Source organism: Streptomyces sp. NBC_00390, assembly GCF_036057275.1.
In the GTDB taxonomy this organism is placed as follows: Bacteria; Actinomycetota; Actinomycetes; order Streptomycetales; family Streptomycetaceae; genus Streptomyces.
Genome location: NZ_CP107945.1, coordinates 5,890,229 through 5,909,885, shown reverse-complemented (window position 1 = coordinate 5,909,885; position 19,657 = coordinate 5,890,229). Strand labels below are relative to the sequence as shown.

The following is a 19,657-nucleotide window of genomic DNA, read 5'->3' as shown; positions in this document are numbered from 1 at the left end:
CGCGGACGGTTTCGAACCACCGGCATGTGCTTTGTAAGCCTGGCGCCGCACGCGATACGTCGTTGCTGGTCGTCACTGCGGTCGCGATGCCGACTCTCTCAGCAGGCACTCGAGCCGCTACAGGCTCCGAGTGACGTGGTTGACTGCTCGATCTGGCACGAATCCGGCACGCAGGCCGACATCCGCCCGGCCCTCGTCGTCGGTCCACGAACAGGCCACGAAGATTCGGGCTGCTGCGCTGCCCTTGGGAGCTTCGTGATCCGCGTGCCGGCCCACCGGGTGACTCACTACGCAGCCATGACGCCATCGAGCATGGCCGAGCGGCGGTCGGGCCAGTGGCTCCCGAAGTGTCTGGGCCGCAGGTCTCACCGAGATGTGCAATCTGGCTGCGATGGGATGAGTAGCCGTTGATCGCCTACCAGTACGATGCCTTGTCCATCAGCCCTGGGGAGGACGTATGACCGCCGACGTATCCGTGCAGTTCACGTACACGGTGACACTGCGGGAGATATCCGACGGGTTGAAACTTCAGATGCGGCACAGTCCGGTTGGCCGGTGGGGTTGTCGCGTCCTGTGCGTCGTGGGCATCTTCCTCGGCCTGGTGATCGCGATCAACGTTGCGGCCAAGGGCATCGACTCCCCTGCCCTGGGGGTACTGCGGTTCATTGTGACCGTCATCGTCATCATGATCGCGTTCCGCTGGCTGATGGCTCTGGGCTTGCTCGGATACGCCAGGCACCTGGGCGAACATCGCGTCACGGTCGACCGATCAGGGATCGGCACTGTGTCCGAGCGCCATACGAACCACACAGGTTGGGAGTTCTACGGGCGCTGCATCGAGGGGCGCCGGGTCTTCGTGCTGCTCACCCCAGACGTATGGGGCGCCGGAGTGCTGATACTGCCCAAGCGCGGCTTGAGCACGCCGCAGGGCGCGGAACGCATGCGGGAGTTGCTCGCCGCCGCACCGATCGACCAGCACTCAGTCCGGGCCGCGCGGAAGAACGGCTCTGGCCGGCCGGAAGAGGGCCCAAGTAGCGCGGAAGCGGTGCGTGGTGCCTAAATCGGTCTGGGCAATACAAAGGCCTGGATTGGGGGTCATGTCGCTGACTTAGGCCTTAGCCGTTAGAGCCGGTGACGGGAATCGAACCCGCGCTCCGAGCTTGGGAATCACCTTCTGCAACCGATATGGCTCCTGATCAGGCTCAACGGGCGCTGGGTCCAAGCCTGGCTGCGTGCTCCAGCACCCGCCATTGACCGTGGTTCCCCGCCTCGTCGGGCACGCACCGGGCACGGAGCCAATGACATACGGAGCGGAGCGGCCGCTCTCGGGCTGGGTGTGTCACGCCGTCGCTCTGCGTTGCTCCTCCAAGCAATCGAGAGGCGGGGAGCGGTACGCACTGGCACACTGCGCGCATGTCGAATTCGTACGCGCAGCCGATCCTGAGGACTGGGGACCTGACTGAGGCGCTCCGAGTGGTCCGGCTGCTCCTGGAGCTGGCTGAGACCAGCAGCGTAGAGGTGGACTTGGAGGCTGTTGCCCGGACGCCCCAGGAGTTGAAGAGACTGGCCGAAGTTGTACCGGAGGCTGACTGGTGGGCGTACGGACCCGGCAGGTCAGGTTCATCACGCGAGGGCGGAACCGCCGCTGACTGCCTCCCCGTGTTCCTGTCCGACTGGTGTCGGCCGATCCACATGGCGGAAGTGTTCCTGGCCGCCGCGGGAACCGCTTCAGCGATGGTCCGCTGGGACTTCAACGGATGGCCGGCAGCGCCAGAAGTCAATCTCGAACGGGGCGGAACCCGGGGCGCGTACGTCACGCTGGCGACACATGCCCATGACCTGTACCTGTATGAGCCCGCTGACGTTCACACCGTGTTCGTCCACGTCAAACAGTACGAGGCCGAACGTGCGCCGTGGCTGGCCGCCCAGGTCGGCTTGCGGGTGATCGGCGAGCTGGCCATGGCACCGCTCTGACTGAGTGCGAGAAGGCCGCCCGAACCATGGCGCCTGAGTGGCACGGCGATAGACATGGCAAAGCTGTGGCCTGGGAGGAAAATCCGAACCTGCTACCCCCGATCTAGGAGTGAGGTGGGGCGAGCTGGGCCGTGACCTGCGGCAAGACGACTTCCGCGGAACCTGGCTGTTGCCCCTTCCGGCCACCGGAGTCCCCCGTGATTCCCCGCCCGATCTGGCGCAGTTGTGGCACGGGCCGACCCTCACGACACCAACCATCGGCAGGGCGGTCATTGAGATCTGGTGGGCTGCCCGGCCAGCTCCTCAGGTGCCCTGAAGGTCTGCTGCGGTGTCGGCGCGGTTGCTGTATTCCGCGGCTGTACTTCACGCCCAACGCCCGCGCCTTAGGAGTGCGGTGGAGCCGACTGGTCCTCTCGCTGCGAGCTATGGCAGTGCCGCACACTTCTCCCATGCGTGTTGAGAACAGTGCCCAATCCCTCGTCATTCGCCTCGGCGTGACCGCGCTGGCGTTGGCTACATCGCCGGTGCTGTTGCTCGTCGGAGGGCCGCTCCGCCGGCAGTACCTCCGCCATGCCTACCGAGACGACACCCGAGCCTTGGTGTGCAAGGAGGAAGGCTGGGTCAGACCCGCATACTTCGTGGCGACCAACTCAGTCCTACGACTCCTGTGCTGGCCCACCGAGCAGCTGCTCAGACGGCTCGCGTAGCCCAACGAGTCACACGACTGGACTAAGTGCGTTGTGGCTAACCGGATTTCGTTCGAGGCGTGCGGCGCGGGTGATCATCTGGACAGAGGTACGGGTGCGGTCGCGGGCATGAAAGAACGGGCCCCTTGGTAGTGACGCGGTTACGACACCAGCACGACCAAGGAAGCCCGTTGCCCGATCAGTTGAGCAGTACCACTGTGCCTGCGTCCACCGCGGTCACCCCTGCGTGTGACTGCTACGTGCACCGGTTCGGTTCGATCGCTCCGGGGCTGCGGGCAGGCTGCTATCCCAGTGACATGACGGATGCGGAGTGGGCCGAGGTCCGCTCGGCGATGCCGGTTCCGGCCTGGCTGCTGAAGCGGGGCGGGCGTCCGGAGGCGTACTGCCACCGCGAGATACTCGACGCGGTGCGCTACCTGGTCGACAACGGCGTGAAGTGGACGGCCATGCCGGTCGACTTCCCGTACTGGCGGGCGGTCTACGACTTCTTCCGCCGCTGGCGGTCCTACGGCTACGTGCGTGAACTGCACGAACGCCTGCGACGTTCGGCGAGGGAACGCTCGGGCCGCAACGCCGAGCCCAGTGCGGGAATCATCGACAGTCAGTCGGTGGACGCCTCCGAGACCGTCGGCGAGGACAGCCGCGGATACGACGGCGGCAAGTCACGTGACGGCCGCAAGCGTCACATCCTGACCGACACCGAGGGCCTGCTCCTGGAGGTCACCGTGACCACGGCCGATGTGCACGACTCCAAGGCCGCCCCCGCACTACTGGAGACGTTCATGGACCAGCCCGGCCGGCTGCTGAAACTGGTGTGGGTCGACAGTGCCTACCAGGGTCCGGCGCTGGCCAAGGCGTTCGCCCGCCACGGAGTCCGGACCGAGGTCGTGCGCCGCTCCGACGGACAACGCGGATTCGTCGTCCTGGCCCGCAGGTGGGTCGTGGAGCGCACGCTGAGCTGGCTGGCCCGCTCACGCCGCCTCAACCGCGACCACGAACGCCGCCCCGACCACCACACCCAGATGGTGTGGTGGGCCGCCGTGATCAGGCTGTCCCGGCGCCTGGCCGCAGACGCTCCGCGCTGGCCGGAGAAACGCCCCGCCCGACTGCTGCGGGCACGGGCATGAACCGTCCGTCCTTCGCCCGCACCAGCCAGCCCCGCTTCTCCAGCACGTAGGCACGGTGCCGGATCCTCTCCACCTCGTTCTTGATCTCCGCCTCCCGGCCCACCGCCCGCGTCAGCTCCACCCCGTTCACCGGCCCCGAAGCAGCCACCACCGCGGCGAACACCTCCCGGTACAGGCCGCTGAGCACCTCCTCGCCCATGCCCGACCGCCACACCGGCGGCCGCTCGCCATGCCCCGCGCCGGGGCCGCCCGATCCCACGGCAGCAGCCATCCCACCACCGGACAGCACGGAAACCGGCGTATTCACCGCGCCCTCCCCGGCCAGCACCGACACGAGCTCCTCACGCCCCACCCGGGCCCGCTCGACCCGCTCCCGCGCGGCATCCACCTCCGCCTGAGCCTGCTCCAGGACCTCCGTCCAGGACTCCAGATCCTGCCTCGCCCGCGCCTCACGCTGTTCCATCAACCCCAGCACCGACGGCATCGCACCCTCCTCGATCCACAACAAGCCGTCCGCTGCCTGCCCCTACCCCTCCGCGATCATGCCCCGCACACGACGAAGCCCCTGCTCATCGAACAGGGACTCCCTTTGCCACAACGCACTAAGTGACACCCGCTTCAGGAGTTCGATCCGCCGCCGCTGGATCGGGGCTGGCCAGGCGTTCCAACTTTCGAAGTAGGTCGGTTGGAGCTGCTGGTGTCTGTCCTCGTTGATGTCAGCCGGTGATGTCAGAGGACTGGGTGCTCGTGAGGCAGGGGAGGCCGGACCATGGGGATGCGTCGCGTGTCGCTGGCCCCGGTGTCCTTGAAGTTCTGCCGGGCCTCGGTGAGGCTCAGTCCGTGGTTAGGTCCGCCTCGTACCTCGTTCGCGTCGTGATCATCCTGGCCGTCGTCCTCCCAGAAGCACACGGGGCAGATTTCGTACCAGCCTCGTTCGCTCAACGTCACGTAGCGGCAGCACGGGCAGGCGTACGGCCCGTCGGCACGGTCTCTGCGGACATTGGTAAATGGCGTCACGGGTGCATCCTGCTCTCTTGCTGCCGGACCTCCGCGACCCCATTGACACAGCCGTGGTTGCTGAACTCCGGTGCGGTACAACACGCCCGCTACCACCGCTTTAGGAGCGTGGTGGGGCGACTTGCTTACTGACCTGCGAGAGCGCTACTTGGCTTGGTAACGGTCTGAGCGGCCGTCAGGCACCCCCATTCCCCGTGATTCCCCGCTGCTTCTGGCACACCTGTGGCACGGGCTGACCTCTCGATGCGAACTACGGGCGGGGCGGCCGTAGATGTGGAGGTGCTGGACGGCTCGCTGCGCCGATACGGGACTATGTTCACGATGATGCGCAAGAACTTGTCGTAAGGGGCGCTCGGGTGGCGGTGGAAGTGTGGGGACCGGTCTTTTCACTCGCGGGTGCCGCCCTCGGCGGTGGCTTGACGGCGCTCTCCCAGCGTGCCACGCAGCGGTCAGCTGAACGGTCGGAGGAACGCCGACAGGCAGTGGCCACCGCCGAGGCTCGCCGGGCAGAACAGATGCAGACGATCAAGGAATTCATCGCGTGCGCCCAGGATGCCGAACGGGCGGCCTACAGCCGTCCCGAGGCGTGGGGCGATGACGAAGGCTGGAGAGACCGGGCCTCGGCCGCCATGACCAGCCTCTGGGTCGCTGAACGGCATCTCGTGCTGCTCTGCGAGCCGGTCGTGCATGCCCCTGTCCACGCGTATGGCCGCGCGCTCAACCAAGCGGTGTGGCGCGAGATCGGCGCCACCGAGGTCAACGAGCACCTTGAGGAACACAAGACCGCCTTCATGACCGCAGCCCGCGCGAGCCTCGCCTCCCTGTGAGGCCAAGAACGCTGGTGAAGTCCTGGGGTTCGGCCGTCATGACGGCCGGACAAGGGTGCCCATCCCGTCCGGCGTCGTTGATGTCAGAGACGTTCTGATCGGTAGCTATGGCCAGATCGGTCGACAACGGTTCAGAAGCCGTATTTCAACCGAACGTGATCCGTTGATTTCTGCTGGTCAGGCATGGTGTAGCTCGGAATGAGAGAGGCATCCGGCGTCTTGTTTCCGCTCCGTGAGCGAGGGGTGCGCGATGGCGTCGGTGCTGGGAATGCTGGAGGAGCGGGAGACAGAGGCCCGTGTGCGGGTGGAAGGGCTACGGGAGGAAGTCGCCCGGTTGGCTGAGGTGTTGGAGGCCGCCGAGATCGAGCTGGACCGGCGGGTGATCGCGCGGGAAGAGCTGGTCGAGGCCCTGGCAGCCTCGGCTGCCGAGACCACCGCCGGGACCGAGGCCGAGGAGAAAGCGGTGCTGTCGCTCGCGCCGGTGCCGGGCTCGACGGTGCCGCCCTGGCGGGAAGGGCTGCCGGTGACGGTTCTGGCGCCGGACTATCAGCGCATTCTGGGCGTGCTGGAACAGCAGCGATCCATGGGTCACGGACCGCTTCGGGCCAAGGAGATCGCGGTGGAGCTGGGCCTTGACGCGACGCCGGCGAAGGTCGCGGGGCTGCGGTCGAAAGCCCGGCGCCTGGCGGAGCGCGGGTGGCTCCTCATGGAGGCGTCGGGGGCATTCAGTGCCGGCCGGCGGCCCGTGGCCGTCCCAGACGCCGGCTCATCCGCGTGACCATCGACCACCGGATCATCGCCTCGCTGGTGGCGGGCAGGGTCTCGTAGTCCCGGGCCAGACGGCGGGAGTTCATCAGCCACGCGAACGTGCGCTCGGCCACCCAGCGCCTGGGCAACACCACGAACCCTGCCATGTCGTCGGTGCGCTTGACGATCTCCAAGGTCAGGGCGAGTTTGTCCCGGCACCAGCCGACGAGGGAGCCGGTGTAGCCGCCGTCGGCCCACACGAGGGTGATGTCGCGGTACAGACGGCGCAGCCGCATCAGCAGGCCCGCCGCGGCGTCCCGGTCGCCGATGTTCGCAGCCGTGACCGCGACGGCCAGGAGCAGGCCGAGGGTGTCGGTCACGATGTGCCGCTTGCGGCCCGGCACCTTCTTCCCGCCGTCGTAGCCGCGTGAGGCGGCCGGCACCGTCGCGGCGGCCCGCACCGACTGCGCGTCGATGATCCCCGCTGTGGGCTCGGCCTCACGGCCCTCGCGCTCACGCACCCGTCCGCGCAGCCGGTCGTGGAACTCGCCGATCAGCCCGTGCTCGCGCCAGCGGCGGAAGAAAGCGTAGACCCGGGCCCATGCGGGGAAGTCCGCGGGCATCGCCCGCCACGAGATCCCGCCCGCGACCAGGTAGCGGACCGCGTCCAACAGCTGCCGGTGGCAGTAGCCCTCGGGCTGCCCGCCCCGCCCCTGGAACCAGGCCGGCACCGGCAGCAACGGCCGGACGGCCGCCCACTCCGCGTCCGACATGTCCGACGGATACCGGCGCACCCGGTCCGGATGATCGGCCGCGTTGCCGTACACATGCGCGAGGCAATCACACGATGGAGCAGCCGAGTTGAAGTCAACGGGCTCGGGAACGTACAACAAAGACAACAGGGCCTCCGGGATCCACTCGGAATGGGATCGCACCCCCGAGCTACCTGGAGGCCCTGCTTTCACGCGCGGAGACCGCCGCAGTCACCCGATCGAGACTCCCGTTCGATCGACAGCCTTCGAGATCGGTACGGGCAACAACCACTTACGTGTCGGGATGCTCCGGCAGGGCGAGCCAGTCCGACCAGGAGATCTCGCGGCCGAGGAAGCGCGGCTGCTCGAACGGCCAGTCGGCGGCGATCCACTGCGGCACCAGCGCGTCGAGGGCCTGCTCGACCTTGCTGCCCACCAGCTCGTCCACCACCCACCAGGAGATCTCGCCGTCCGCGCCGGCCCTCTCCGGTGGGTCGATGTAGACACAGCCGAGCAGAGCTGTCTCCGCCGCGTCGAACAGCGCGTAGTTGAAGGACTGGTGTGTGGCGATCTCCTTCTCGTGCCGCAACAGGTCGGCCTGGTCGGCCTCGTAGGTCATGGTGGCCGCGGGCCAGCCCCAGGCCGGGCCGAAGATGGTCCACAGCCGCTCGCGCGAACCCATCACAGCCGGATAGTCGAGCGGGGTGTCCGCCTCCCGGATCGGCCGCAGGTGATGACCACCGCCCGGCAGCGGTACCAGGACGGGGTGGACGAAGTCATCGGGAAGCCAGCTCATGGCGCCCGACCGTAGCAGCGCGCGACCGTCCGCTCCCCTGGATTTTCCCCGCATACCGCCAGGCCCTGCTCTCATGCTGGGCAGGGCCCGCGATCACCCGATCGAGACTCCCGTTCTATCGACAGACTCCATGATCGGTATGGCAACGGCTTTTCATGCCAGTCGCTTCGATGACCTGGAGGGACGCTACCAAACGGGGCGGTTGCTGGGGTTGCGGTACCGCGCTGCTGTACAGCTACTCCGCCTTGGCGACCCAAACCTGCACCAGACCCGACCCTTACCGTCGCACGCCTGGGACCGCCCCTGTTCACAATCGCTGATGTCTGCGCCGGATGTCGGTCCGACCGATACCAGCCTCAACTCTCGACCCTCATGTGGGCTGGTAGTCCCAGAAGCAGTAGGCACACGCGCCACGCCCCTCCGCCGTGGCTTCGGCCAGCGTGACACGGCGCCGAGGGTGAGTTTCCATGCCCAGACTCAGGGCGTACTCCTGCCCTTCCTCGAGGGCCTTGCAGGCCGAAGAACGATGGAAGACTTCGCCCCCGGCCGTGATGTAGACGAACTTGACCAAGCCCTCGGGGACAGGAGCGCAGTCCACGCACTGTTGGACGACTAAGTCATGTATGCATCGCTCATCCATGACGACAGATTAATCAGGCGGTCTGACAAGAGCTGTCTCGCCGACCCCATGCCCGTGGGCGCCCGCTGATCCATGACCTCTTCGTCCCGAAGCAACTCGAGTGAGGGCTCTGCCTTGGGGTGGTGTGCCTCTCACCCGGGGGACGGTCCGCAGGCGTCCGCGCTTGTTCGCGGGTGTGCGTCGGCGTTGTCACGCAGTTGGACCCTCAGCGAGGGCAACCGTTTCACCGCCCTTGCCTTGACGGTCAACTCCGCTTGGAGGCCGGGCCATCCAAGCGAAGGCGTCTGCTGTTCGAGTAGCCAGCGATCCGGTCCGCCAAGAGTCAGTAATCTCGGTCCAGCCGTGGAGGTAGGCGCTGCGCGCGCCGTGCTCGGCTGCTTGGTCGTAGAAGAGGCTGAACCTGTAGACCTTGCCGTCATCGGAGATGACTTGGCCATCCTCGTGATCGGGGCCCTCCTGCAAGAGGTCGACGACAATCGTCCGATCTGGCTCCAGTCCCTGGCCTTTCAGAAGCTCCCGCAACCGGCTCCATAGGTCGTAGTCGCTGGTCCGCAGGAGATCGGTGTACTGAACGACGATGCTTGACACCATGAACCTCATGATCGGTCTTGCACCCGGTATTGGGAAGCAACATGCATCGTCGTAGAGGATGCTGCCGGCAATTGGCTGGCGTTTCGTCCTAACACAGGCAAGCGGTCGACAATCGACAAGTTCGACCTGACGGGCGTCACGACACGAGTAGACGCAGGACGCTTGGTCGTCGCGGGCCACCTGTGGCTGCTGCTGTGTGGCGTCGTTGATGTCAGGCATGGATGTCAGGGCGAGGACGGTGGATCCTCAGAAATCTGCCGTGCCAGCTCATCGACGACCTGCGGTACAACTCGTTGAGCGTCTTCGTCTCGCAGCGCTTCGACAAGGGCTTGACGGACTACCGCGTACGGCTGCCCGGCGTGAGTGGAACGGGTTGGTCGTTGTTGGTCGCCAGCGAGCGGCCTCGCACGGCCCACAGACGGCCCAGGACGCTGGTGAATGTGACCGAGACGGCCGCCAACCGGGCCTCAGTTCTGGATGGCTACCGGTGCAGGTTCGGGTCGTGCGGATGAGCGACTGGCTCGGGGTGCTGCCTGCACCATTCCACGAGTCGGTCAGTCAGCCGGTCGAACCGCTCATCGTTGGCGGGAATGTCGGGGTTGCTGATCTGCGTCAGGTCGTCGGTGATCTCCTGGGCGGCTGAAGCGTCGAATACCTGCGGGTCGCTCAAGGTGCGCTGAAGAAAAAGCACCAGTTGCCTGAAGCCATCGTCCCAGTTGATGCTGCCGTTGCGTCCGGACGCCGCGCAAAGACCGTCGATCAGCAGAGGTGACGCTGACCCGTCCCTCATCAGAGCCTGTTCTGCACGCCCGTCCGGGCAGGGCAGCTTCCTCAGCGGTCACTCGGCGTGGACCCACCAAAGAAGTTGAGCCAGAACCCGAGTTCCGACAGCGCGGACGGCGGCGCACCTGCACGAGCGCCCTGACCCTGGCCCCGGGCACGTCAAGTGCGCTGAGTAGAGTCGGCGGGGCACCGGTGAGGAGGAGCCCATGCTGATCGATTCTGCGTTGCCGCGATGGGATTTTCGGGAGGTGCATACCTTGGTTGTAGCGGCGCCGCCCGAGGCCGTTTGGACGGCACTGGGATCTCTGACGCCAAACGACATTCCCGTGGCACGATTCCTCTTGGGACTGCGGTCCCTACCCGCACGCCTACGCGGGAACGCGGGCCTCGATACCGGCCGGCATGAGCCTGTGCTCACTTCCCTGAATGAGAAGTTCGTGCCACTTGCGGAAGCCGCTGGAGAGGAGACCGTCTCCGGAGCGGTCGGCCAGTGGTGGAAACCCACCGTCCCCTTCGTGTCCCTGGACAGTCCTGAGCACTTCCACCAGTTCGACCGGCCAGGGTATTTGAAGGCGGCGGTCACATTCCGTGCCACCAGCCATGCGCACGGCACGCTGTTGCTCACGGAGACCCGCGTCGTCGCCCTCGACCACAGGACCCGCAGGCTCTTCCGGCCGTACTGGTATCTACTCGCTCGACCTTTCGGTGGTCTGATCAGAAGGGCCTGGCTCAGAGCGGTGGGAATACAGGCAGAGGCCACGAGGCGTGGATGACTGGCCAGACGTCACGCCGTTCCTGTGCAGTGATGCAGGGTGCTGCCCGTTCTCCGGTTCTGGTACAACTTCCGTGCTGCAGACACTGTGAGTGAAGGTTGTGTGTCCCAGGGGCCCCGAAGTCGCCCGAAAATGAGCCGTGGTAGGGGCGAGTGGGTCGAAAGTCCCGGCCGTGGAAGAGTTCGTACTCAGGCTGAAGGAGTTGTTGTTCCCGTCGGTCGCGGACGTCGCGGTGCTGTCGGTGGACATGAATATCGAGATAGTGCGCGTTGGCGCGCAATGCACATGCTCGGCGCCACCTGCCCGGGATGCGGCGCCTGGTCAACCGGAGTTCATAGCTCCTATCTGCGTTTTCCCGCTGATGTGCCGAGCGCCGGGCGAAGCGTGGTACTCCAACCGTGCTCATCCTCCTGGCCGCCTTCACCGGCCTCCGCTTCGGCGAACTGGTCGCTCTCCAGCGACATGACATCGACATCGAACGGCGCATCGTTGCCGTGCGGCGCGCACTCGCCGAGACCAGGACGGACGGCATTTTGGTCAAGGCTCCGAAGAGCGCGGCCGGTGTCCGTACCGTCGCGTTCCCGGCGTCCCTGTCGGCGGACCTGGCTGCGCACCTCGACACATACGCAGAGCCGAGCCGTACGGGGCTGGTGTTCACCGGGGCACGAGGCGGGCAGCTGCGCCGGAACAACTTCCGTCGCCTCTGGCTGCGAGCCCTCGACGAGACCGGCCTCGGGGACGTGCGCTTTCACGACCTGCGGCACACGGGGAACAGGCTGGCAGCTACGGGCGACGCGACTACGCGCGAGCTGATGCAGCGCATGGGGCACTCGTCGGTGCGGGCGGCTCTGATCCGTCAGCACCTGGTCAACGGTCGTGACCACGCCATCGCCGCTCACGTCGACGAGCAGATCAAGAGGGTCCGGCCGGCGGAGTCCGACGAGGCATCTGGCACGTAACTGGCACGACACCTCTCCCCCACCCCCGCAGCCGAGGAACGAACAAGGCCCAGGCTTCCGGCTTACTACCGGTGACCTGGGCCTTCGTCGTGCTTCACGCGAGTGGGCGCGGACGGTTTCGAACCGCCGACATCTGCTTTGTAAGTTCGATCACTCTGCGGCACGGCGTGCAGAAACGGGGCTCAGCGGTTGCTCGTCGATCCGGCTGTGGCCGCTTTCGTGCGCCATCGTTCGCCGCCGTTGATGTCAACTGGTGATGTCAGCCGGGAGGGCTGTGCGCCCGTTCCGTCCCGCCGGATGCTTCCAGCGGGACGGAGCGCTGCTGCGGATGAAAGATGGCGGGTCTGTCAGCAGCCGTTGAGGACCGAGGACAGGGAGCTCTTCTCCGCGGAGTCGACGGAGAGTCCGTAGTAGTACTTCACCTGGACCCAGGCGCGGGCGTAGGTGCACTTGTAGGCGGTGCGGGAGGGCCACCAAGTGCCGGGGTCCTGGTCGCCCTTGGACTGGTTGACGTTGTCGGTGACGGCGAGCAGCTGGGGGCGGGTGAGGTCGTTGGCGAGCTGCTGACGCTTGGAGGTGGTCCAGTTGTAGGCGCCGGAGTCCCATGCCTCGGCGAGCGGTATGAGGTGGTCGATGTCGACGTCGGAGGCGGCGTACCAGGTGGCGCCGTCATAGGGGGAGTACCAGCTGCCGCTGGTGGCAGCGCAGGAGGAGTCGGTGACGACGCCTGAGCCGTCGCGCTTGAGGACCGTTTCGCGGGTGTCGCAGGTGCCGCTGATGGTGATCCAGTGGGGGAACAGGTCGCGGCTGTAGCCGGTTCTGGAGTGCTCGGTCGTGACGGTGAGGGAGGCCAGGTAGGAGCGGGCGGTGGCGGCGCTGACCGGGGTGGGCAGAGCGGCCTGCGCCGGGATGGTGCCGAAGAAGGTGAGGGCAGCGGTGGCGGCGGCCACCAGGACGGCAACCAAGCCGCGGCGGGGGTTTGTTCGCATGGGTGTCGACTCCCGAACTGAGGCTGAGGGCGGGGGGTGCGCTCATCCTGGCCCGGGTTGGTCTATGCGAGTAGACCTCGAAAGGTGGAATTTGTGTGACGATACGTCAACAGCCGCAAGGCGCGGTGACGCTCACGACTCCGCAGCCGCCTGACCGGAGCGAATATCGTTGCCGCTGGGCCTAGTTGAACTGCTTCGACACGTATTCGACAGGGACGACTGGAAGCGCCCGATGCCCGCCGCGGCGCCCGGCCCCGAAGCGGTTCCTGTTCCGGCACGGGACGATCAAGGATGAGCGACTGTGGGGCGAGTGCCTTCCAGCGGGCTTCGAACCTGAGCACACGGATCCGGAGGCCTCGTGTGCCTTCAGCGTCTCTGCTGGTCAGAGCCTCACAGCGCGGTTGACGCGATGCTCCTGTCCATGACAACCTCCCGGCCCGCCATGCCGCTGACCTCGGCTGAACACTTACAAGACCCGTGACTTCGAGCGCCCAGTGCAAGAAGGTTGGAGTGCGAGATCACGAAGATGCTCGGCGTACCTGGTGAGGGCTGTCTTTGAGGTCCCTCCTGGGCAGCTCAAACCACGCCCTGTGCGTACCAACGGTCGAATGGCGGTTGTGGTCGTTGCTTGCTTCTGTGCTGTAAACACGTCCGCTGACCATTGCCTTAGTGGCTCGATCGGGAGCTGGTCACCGTATGTCCGCCGTAGGCGGTATGGCGCCCTTGGCGCAGGAACTTATGAGCGTTATCTGCGCTTGATTGCACCACCAATGCCAATCACGAGAGCGGTGGCCAAAGCCCAGCCCATGGCCGTGAATGCGGCAGCCCACCACACGGCAGATCCAGTTGGATAGAACCAGATAGACCATCTGAAATTTATCACCGGAAGAAGAAGATCGAGGCTGTAGAGCCAAGGCTGGAACTCTGCATCGGAATGAGGGGATATTGGTTTAATGTCATGCCTGAGCAGCGAGAAGACGGTACCGCCAACCACTTCGAGAACAGCAAGCTCAGCCAAAACTCGGAAGGGATTATATCCGTACCCTACGGTAGCCTTGAGAAACCATCCTCCAACGCGTGCCAGTGCACCGTGGAATCCAGGGCGGGATTTCCGTCTAACGTCCTGCTCTACTATTAGCACTCGTCTCGCGAGGTCTTCATCGCCCGTTGCTTGGTACACCTTCGCAAGCTGACGATAGATTTGTGGCACATATTTTTCGTTTCGCCTTAGCCACTCAAGCCGCTCCTCCACCCCTGGCCCACCTTCACGCAGCGCCTCATAGCAGAAACCCTGCAGCATGATTTGATTCGGCCACACCGCCCTCTCGTCGTATAGTTCTGTGACTGATGCGCGCCTGAGGTCCATACGTCCCAATGGTTTCTCTCCGGTCGCCAAGTTCAGCCGGCCTTTGATGACAGTTCCTCGCAGGACCAGGGATTTGGATCCACCAGTCGCCGCTAGAAAAGCACCATCGAAGGAGAGGCCCGTGTGGAAGGAGGCTCGTCGAATATGAACCTTTCCATCGGCTCTGAACCCTGCGTCGAATTTCGCCTCCCGCCGCACAGTCATACCGCCACCGAGGAAGGATATTCGGGATCCACTGAATTGGCCGCCAGTGCAAACGAATTCTCCGTTGATTTGCGCGCCAGAGAAGTCAACCATGCCATCTGCATGGAAATCCTCTCTCAGTAGAACATCCCTTGCGGTAATCCCTTGAGCATTTATGGCCGTGCGTTGAGATTTGGAGAAGCTGCCACCAGTGCAGTCCAAATTTTCCGTGATGATGGCGTCGGTCAGCTTGACTCCACCCTCCGCGACGAAACCCTCCACGGGCGCCTGTTCCCCCGAGTTGTCCTTACCGAGCACTGCATCTTGCCCTACCTTCATCCCTGTGGCTTCGAGCGCGTCGCCAGTGGGGTGGATGAAATGACCACCTTGACATCGAAGATTCCCATCAATGGTGGATCCGGCGAGCAGAACTTGCCCCTCCGCCTTGAAACCCGCTTTACATTCGAGGTTCTGCCTAATTTTAATGCCCTCGAGGCGGAGGGCCTTTCCGCCAGAATTGAGGAATTTCCCTGCCGTGCAGCGGAGGGATCCCTGAATACTCGCGCGCGTCAGGTTAACTCCACCATTCGCAGTGAATCCGTCGCCGCAGATCATGTCCTCGCCTATGTGGATCCTGTCGGCTCGCAGAGCCCCACTATCGATTCCGGGGCGCAGGAATTGACCTCCACGGCAATCTAGGCGACCTTCGATCGTCGAACCTGACAGATCGACTTGCCCTTGGGCGATGAAGCCGGACCTGAAGTAGGCGTGCGCCCCAACAACGATCCCTTGCGCCAGCAATGCGATGCGACCAGGATTATTTAGGCGTGCGCCATCACAAATAAATTGTCCGGTAATGTGGGCGCCGATCATACTTATCTGCCCCTCGGTACGCAAATCCGACCAGCGCATATCTCTGTGGACCTTAAGTCCGTTAGCTTTCAACACAGTTGGGGAGGAGGTTGGAAACTTGGCGTCCTTCAAATCGAGCTGGCCGCCTATCTCTGCTCCACTCAGGTCTATCAGGTCAGAGCTGCTGGATCCTTCGAGCGAGAAGTCATGACTAGTCTTTAGCTCCCAAGCCCGCAAGCCAGGAAATGTGCATCTCGTCAGAGTGATATTGGGGGCCTCTGCCTGAGAGATATCTGGTGCGGACTCAAAATCACACTCCGTCAATTCTAGTGGGCAGAGAAGATTGGCTGCTTCAAGGTCGAGCTTTCCTGCAATGAGTGCGCCTTTGACAATGACCTTGCGTGGAGACCCATCCATCCCCTCACCGCGGAGAATCTGGGCCATCAAGTCTCCGGGGATGTTGCGGTCTTGGGCGGTCGAATCAAAAGCCACTCGCTTACCGCTGATTGCCATATCCCACAGCGCTATCATATTTGGGTCTGTCAGCTCGGCTCGTTCGTAAACCATTTGGACTCCAAATAGTTCGCGGTATGCTCAATCGAAAGGCGCTTCGCGCAGGCTTATCGAAGATCGTTAACCGAGTAGTCGCAGGGTATGCACCCTCAGATCCCGCTCGGTTCGAACGGACCATTCACAACTCCAGGCTCCTCCAAAACGCCCCCTGGGGCCACTCATAGCGGTGGGACTCGCCCAACGGGAGGTAGGCGTGACCAAGTCCTACCTGGATAGCGGAATGACCTGCCGGGACAACTTCCGCTGCGTGATGCCTGCCCGCCGGTAGCCCGATGGCGATGCCCTTACGGACAGAGCCCGTCGCTGGAGTCTCAACGACACAACTTAGGGGTGACATATGTGGTGATCGGTCGTTGGGCCGTTCATGGGGCAGGGGACGTGGAGTTGGATTGTTCCGGACGGCTTGTGGGAGCTCGCCAGGCCGTTGATTCCGGAGGACCGAGCGCGGCCGCAGGGCGGTGGGACACCGAACACACCTGATGAGACGCTGTTCGCGGCGATCATCTACGTGCTGGTCAGCGGCTGCGCCTAGCGCGCCCTTCCGCCGTGCTTCGGCATATCGAAGTCGACGGCCCACCGCCGGTTCATGATCTGGTCGAGGGCAGGGGTCTGGGGCCGGCTCCACGAAGCCGTCCTGCACCAACTCGACGACGCGGGCCTCATAGATGTCTCCCGCGTCATCCTCGACTCCGCTCACGTACGCGCTAAATAAAGGGGCGAACACACAGGTCCGAGCCCCGTGGACCGGGGTAAGCCGGGCTCCAAGATGCACGTCCTGTCGGACGCGAACGGACTGCCCCTGGTCGTCGGCCTCTCCGCCGCCAACGTCCACGACAGCGAAGGCCTGAAACCGATGATCGAGGGTCACCAAACAAGACACGACCCCCATCGAGGCCTTCACTTCAAGCCGCAGCGGCTGCATGCAGACAAGGCCTACGACATCCCTCACCTGCGGAAATGGTTACGAGGCAAGCGCATTGGCGTGCGCATCGCCCGCAAAGGCAGGCGGCTGTTGGGCCTGCTCAAGAGGGCAAGTTCCCCCTGCGGCTGCCATACGCGAGTAGATAGCAGAGCGATCCGACCACCGTCCAAGGAGCGAGGTGGGGCGAGTTGGGGCCTGACGTGCCGCAGGCGGGCTGCGATGGATGCAGGCTGTGTGCGCTGCCGACACCCGAAGTTCCCCGTGACTCCCCGCCCAATCCAGGTGTGTTGACGGTCGGCTGCGGCCGCTGTGGTTGCTGTACTCCGCTGCTGTATAGCAACACTACTGGCCACCGCCTTACCTCCTCCGTTGCCACCAGCTCGTAAATGCTTGACAATGGGGTCCGCGCAAGCTCACCTGATTTTCAGGCTGCTCGGATCACGCTTGCATTTTTTTCACGAGGCGGAATACGGAACTGTATGGGTTGGGAGGCGCATGCTCATCTCGTGGCACTTCACACCGCTCTGCCCTTGCTACAGCGTCCGGGAAGGAGCTGTAAGGGAACATCGCAGGGAGGTTCTTGTCCGTAAATCCACATTTATCCTTCAGGCGTTGCAAAAGCGCCTTACCCTCACGCCATCCAGTGCACTCCTCATAGTGCCAAAGTAGCCAGATTTCGAAGCAAGGCGAACTGATCGCCACGTCAATATCCGATTTCCGGGCTCTTGTGCACGCAGACTGCAGGTTGGCATGACGGTCAACGTCTAGCACACACCAGACCTCATCGTATCCATCTCCGCTCTTCAGCTCGCGGTCTCTGCGGCGTTCTGCCTCCGCAACTATTCGCAGGGGATCTGCTCCCACCCCCACAGTCTTTACATTAAGCACCCGCACTGCTTTGGCGTTTAGGTGCGCCGATAACCCCTCAAAATATTGCGGCTCTGTGTTAGTACCTTCGGTTGCGATGAGAATTTTTCGATATTCTACCCTTCTATTCTTGGATTTAGAGATCCTTTGCGGCGCTTGGTTTTTTCTTCTGTTCACGCGCCCACCCTCTCAAGGAGTGAGGACTTCAGCTCTTCCCATGAGATGGACGGGACCGCGCCGTAGCGCCCTCCTAGATAGCGTCGTTCTACATTATGATCAGATTTCACGGGGAAATCTGTCAATGGGTAGATTTCCGTTGAGCCATCATTCGATTTCTCGGCGAACCAGATTTCTTCAGTGTCGAGACTCTCGCCAGCCAGGTGCCCCATCAGCGACGTATCATGAGAGGTGAAAATGAGTTGAGAGCCCTTTGGGTTCAGATCTTCGGATTTGAACAGTGAGATCAAAGCAGTGGTCAGTCGTGGGTGCAGGCTGGCATCAATTTCGTCAACGATGAAGGCGCCACCCATATCCACAATTCTCAACGCAGGTAGTGCCAGTGCTAGCCAAGCTACTGTACCGCTGCTCTCGCTATTAATGTCCAGCTGATACGAACTTTCATCGCCCTTCCCTTCGTGCCAAAATCCGATCTGGACCTGCTGGTCGGCGAGGAATTTCCTAAAAGCCTTCTCCGCCCTCTCGTTGTCGCTTCCGTCATTGAAGGCGAAGAATGCCCTGCGAAACGTCTCCCTGAGCCCTTCGTCAACTTCCACGTTTTCGATCGACAGCTTCTGGATGCCGAGGTCGGCGAAGCGAAGCAGGCTTTCAGCCCTGCGAAGAAGCCGTTCCTTCTCAATCCACTTTTTAACTGCTCCGATTCGACCATTCTGGTTTGACTCGGAGAAAACCGCATAGTCGAAATGGTTGATGAGGAATTGCCTGAGGCCGTACAGGTAGGGGTGATTAGCGAAGGCTGCTGTGGAGAGGAAGAGGCTTTTCCCTGATGCCAATCGAGAAATCCTTGAGTTATCCCCCTTGAGGTGTCGGCCGAAGCTATATTTCCCCCCTGCGTCGCGTTCGAATAGGATCCTTCGCCGTCCTTCTGGGTACGTATACAGCCACTCACTAATTACGCCATTCTCATCACTTTCGAAGCCGTAGGAGTGGCGAACTCCGATGTAGACGAAATCCATCTCGAAAGTAGAAGAATCGCTTCTAGATGAATCGTCCAAGAGGAACGGATGATGCGGGAACGCGGATCGATCAGCCCAAGAGGCTGAGTTCCTAATTGCATTGCGGGCGAAAGCCATTGAATCCAAGACCGTCGTCTTCCCGGAGGCGTTCGGCCCGAAGATCCCCGCGACGCGATTCGTGACTGCTGGCCAATCGCCATCATTGGGGCGAATGCCGTTGAAACTTGACCTCGTCATCACCAGGTCACAGGCGTCACGGATCGAGCGGTAGTTGGTCGTCCTGAAGCGGAGCAGCATGATCGCCTCGTCACTCAGATGTAGTTTCGGCGCTTGTCGAGACGCTTTCCGTCCCAGATGGCATTCAAACTGTACTTCTCCTACCTGTCCAGGGCGAGCACCTTCACTCTCGGCGGAGCGGCTTTGGCCGGTGTCCTGCCCGGTTTGGGGTCGTGCATGATCAGGGGGCCGTACGCTTGCCGGCTACTCGGGCGGGCTTGTCCCCTGCCCGCAATGTGTCCGAGTGGCCCCCTGGTCTTGCTCGACGCGGGACCCGGGCCGGGGAGGTGGGTAAAGCCGTGGAGCCGTCCGTCCCCACCCCCGGCCTGGTCTTTTCGCCCCTTTGTGGGCGCGGGCGGGCGACCGGCGTCGCGCCCCCGGTGGCGTAGACATTGAGGGGAGCGGGGCGGCGGGCGTCCGGCCGGCGCCGCCGCGCTGTGCGCGGCACCTCTGATCTCTGATCAGACTGCTACCGCAGTTCAGGAGGCCGGGAATGCAGACGTTCGATGCGTCCAATGTGGTGTTCTCCCGAGCGTCCACCTCTCCCAGTGGCATGGGCTCCGGTGTCTTTGGCCTCTGCTGGGGGCCACTCGGAAACATTCCGGCGTGGGACAGGACCGGTCCGCTGAGCCGCGGTGCGGCGGCTGGGCTGGCAATGATTCCCCTGCTCACACCGCTGACGGGCAGCGAGCGCAGCGAGCCTTGATGACGTAGGGAAACTCTGTCCGCGTGACCTCTCGGGC

18 protein-coding genes and 1 pseudogene are annotated in these 19,657 nt (G+C 63.6%); 9 read left to right on the top strand and 10 right to left on the bottom strand.

Going from position 1 to position 19,657, the window contains the following annotated elements:
- Window positions 1–457 precede the first annotated feature (457 nt).
- The 4 genes from OHS70_RS26015 to OHS70_RS26000 all read left to right on the top strand — a co-directional run bounded on the left by OHS70_RS26015 (window position 458) and on the right by OHS70_RS26000 (window position 3,808).
- Complete coding sequence (locus tag OHS70_RS26015; RefSeq protein ID WP_328401074.1) at window positions 458–1,060, top strand: YcxB family protein; 603 nt, start codon at window positions 458–460, stop codon at window positions 1,058–1,060.
- 353 nt (window positions 1,061–1,413) lie between these two features.
- On the top strand, window positions 1,414–1,974 hold the full coding sequence (locus tag OHS70_RS26010; protein WP_328401072.1) for a hypothetical protein: 561 nt from the start codon (window positions 1,414–1,416) through the stop codon (window positions 1,972–1,974).
- A 449-nt stretch (window positions 1,975–2,423) separates the two neighbouring features.
- Window positions 2,424–2,681 carry a hypothetical protein gene (locus OHS70_RS26005; protein ID WP_328401070.1) on the top strand — a complete coding sequence of 86 codons (258 nt, stop codon included), beginning with the start codon at window positions 2,424–2,426 and terminating at the stop codon, window positions 2,679–2,681.
- 296 nt (window positions 2,682–2,977) lie between these two features.
- Window positions 2,978–3,808, top strand: a complete 831-nt coding sequence (locus OHS70_RS26000; RefSeq protein ID WP_328401068.1) for an IS5 family transposase — start codon at window positions 2,978–2,980, stop codon at window positions 3,806–3,808.
- Here the strand turns inward: OHS70_RS26000 and OHS70_RS25995 are convergent.
- Window positions 3,726–4,292: a hypothetical protein gene (locus tag OHS70_RS25995; protein ID WP_328392304.1), complete on the bottom strand. Its 567-nt coding sequence runs from the start codon at window positions 4,290–4,292 to the stop codon at window positions 3,726–3,728. The two genes, OHS70_RS26000 and OHS70_RS25995, sit on opposite strands and share 83 nt — an antisense overlap.
- Window positions 4,293–4,537: 245 nt before the next feature.
- On the bottom strand, window positions 4,538–4,825 hold the full coding sequence (locus OHS70_RS25990; protein WP_328401066.1) for a CPCC family cysteine-rich protein: 288 nt from the start codon (window positions 4,823–4,825) through the stop codon (window positions 4,538–4,540).
- 356 nt (window positions 4,826–5,181) lie between these two features.
- Between OHS70_RS25990 and OHS70_RS25985 the strand changes: the two genes are divergently transcribed.
- On the top strand, window positions 5,182–5,652 hold the full coding sequence (locus OHS70_RS25985; protein ID WP_328401064.1) for a hypothetical protein: 471 nt from the start codon (window positions 5,182–5,184) through the stop codon (window positions 5,650–5,652).
- Between the two features lie 250 nt (window positions 5,653–5,902).
- On the top strand, window positions 5,903–6,430 hold the full coding sequence (locus tag OHS70_RS25980; RefSeq protein WP_328401062.1) for a hypothetical protein: 528 nt from the start codon (window positions 5,903–5,905) through the stop codon (window positions 6,428–6,430).
- Here the strand turns inward: OHS70_RS25980 and OHS70_RS25975 are convergent.
- From OHS70_RS25975 to OHS70_RS25960, 4 genes are all read right to left on the bottom strand, one after another.
- Entirely contained in the window at window positions 6,378–7,172 is a 795-nt protein-coding gene (locus tag OHS70_RS25975) for an IS5 family transposase (protein ID WP_328401060.1), read from the bottom strand. The genes OHS70_RS25980 and OHS70_RS25975 overlap by 53 nt on opposite strands.
- Before the next feature lie 271 nt (window positions 7,173–7,443).
- On the bottom strand, window positions 7,444–7,947 hold the full coding sequence (locus tag OHS70_RS25970) for an N-acetyltransferase (RefSeq protein ID WP_328401058.1): 504 nt from the start codon (window positions 7,945–7,947) through the stop codon (window positions 7,444–7,446).
- A gap of 829 nt (window positions 7,948–8,776) precedes the next feature.
- Entirely contained in the window at window positions 8,777–9,397 is a 621-nt protein-coding gene (locus tag OHS70_RS25965) for a hypothetical protein (protein WP_328401056.1), read from the bottom strand.
- Between the two features lie 262 nt (window positions 9,398–9,659).
- A complete protein-coding gene (locus tag OHS70_RS25960) occupies window positions 9,660–9,968 on the bottom strand; it encodes a hypothetical protein (protein ID WP_328401054.1) in 309 nt (102 codons plus the stop codon).
- Between the two features lie 199 nt (window positions 9,969–10,167).
- Here OHS70_RS25960 and OHS70_RS25955 point away from each other — a divergent pair, with 199 nt between their 5' ends.
- Window positions 10,168–10,734 (top strand): hypothetical protein, encoded by a 567-nt coding sequence (locus OHS70_RS25955; RefSeq protein ID WP_328401052.1) that lies wholly within the window; start codon window positions 10,168–10,170, stop codon window positions 10,732–10,734.
- A gap of 398 nt (window positions 10,735–11,132) precedes the next feature.
- Window positions 11,133–11,693 carry a site-specific integrase gene (locus OHS70_RS25950; RefSeq protein WP_328401050.1) on the top strand — a complete coding sequence of 187 codons (561 nt, stop codon included), beginning with the start codon at window positions 11,133–11,135 and terminating at the stop codon, window positions 11,691–11,693.
- A 347-nt stretch (window positions 11,694–12,040) separates the two neighbouring features.
- Here the strand turns inward: OHS70_RS25950 and OHS70_RS25945 are convergent, their stop codons facing one another.
- Both OHS70_RS25945 and OHS70_RS25940 read right to left on the bottom strand, forming a co-directional pair.
- Window positions 12,041–12,682, bottom strand: coding sequence for an HNH endonuclease family protein (locus OHS70_RS25945; RefSeq protein WP_328401048.1), 642 nt, complete (start codon window positions 12,680–12,682; stop codon window positions 12,041–12,043).
- Between the two features lie 745 nt (window positions 12,683–13,427).
- Window positions 13,428–15,650 (bottom strand): hypothetical protein, encoded by a 2,223-nt coding sequence (locus OHS70_RS25940; protein ID WP_328401046.1) that lies wholly within the window; start codon window positions 15,648–15,650, stop codon window positions 13,428–13,430.
- Window positions 15,651–16,020: 370 nt separating this feature from the next.
- Between OHS70_RS25940 and OHS70_RS25935 the strand changes: the two are divergent.
- A pseudogene (locus tag OHS70_RS25935) lies at window positions 16,021–16,659 on the top strand (IS5 family transposase); the annotation flags it as partial.
- A 357-nt stretch (window positions 16,660–17,016) separates the two neighbouring features.
- Here the strand turns inward: OHS70_RS25935 and OHS70_RS39135 are convergent.
- Window positions 17,017–17,622 carry an RloB family protein gene (locus OHS70_RS39135; protein ID WP_443062657.1) on the bottom strand — a complete coding sequence of 202 codons (606 nt, stop codon included), beginning with the start codon at window positions 17,620–17,622 and terminating at the stop codon, window positions 17,017–17,019.
- Complete coding sequence (locus OHS70_RS25930; RefSeq protein WP_328401044.1) at window positions 17,619–18,935, bottom strand: AAA family ATPase; 1,317 nt, start codon at window positions 18,933–18,935, stop codon at window positions 17,619–17,621. Before OHS70_RS25930 ends, OHS70_RS39135 begins: the two co-directional genes overlap by 4 nt.
- Window positions 18,936–19,657 lie beyond the last annotated feature (722 nt).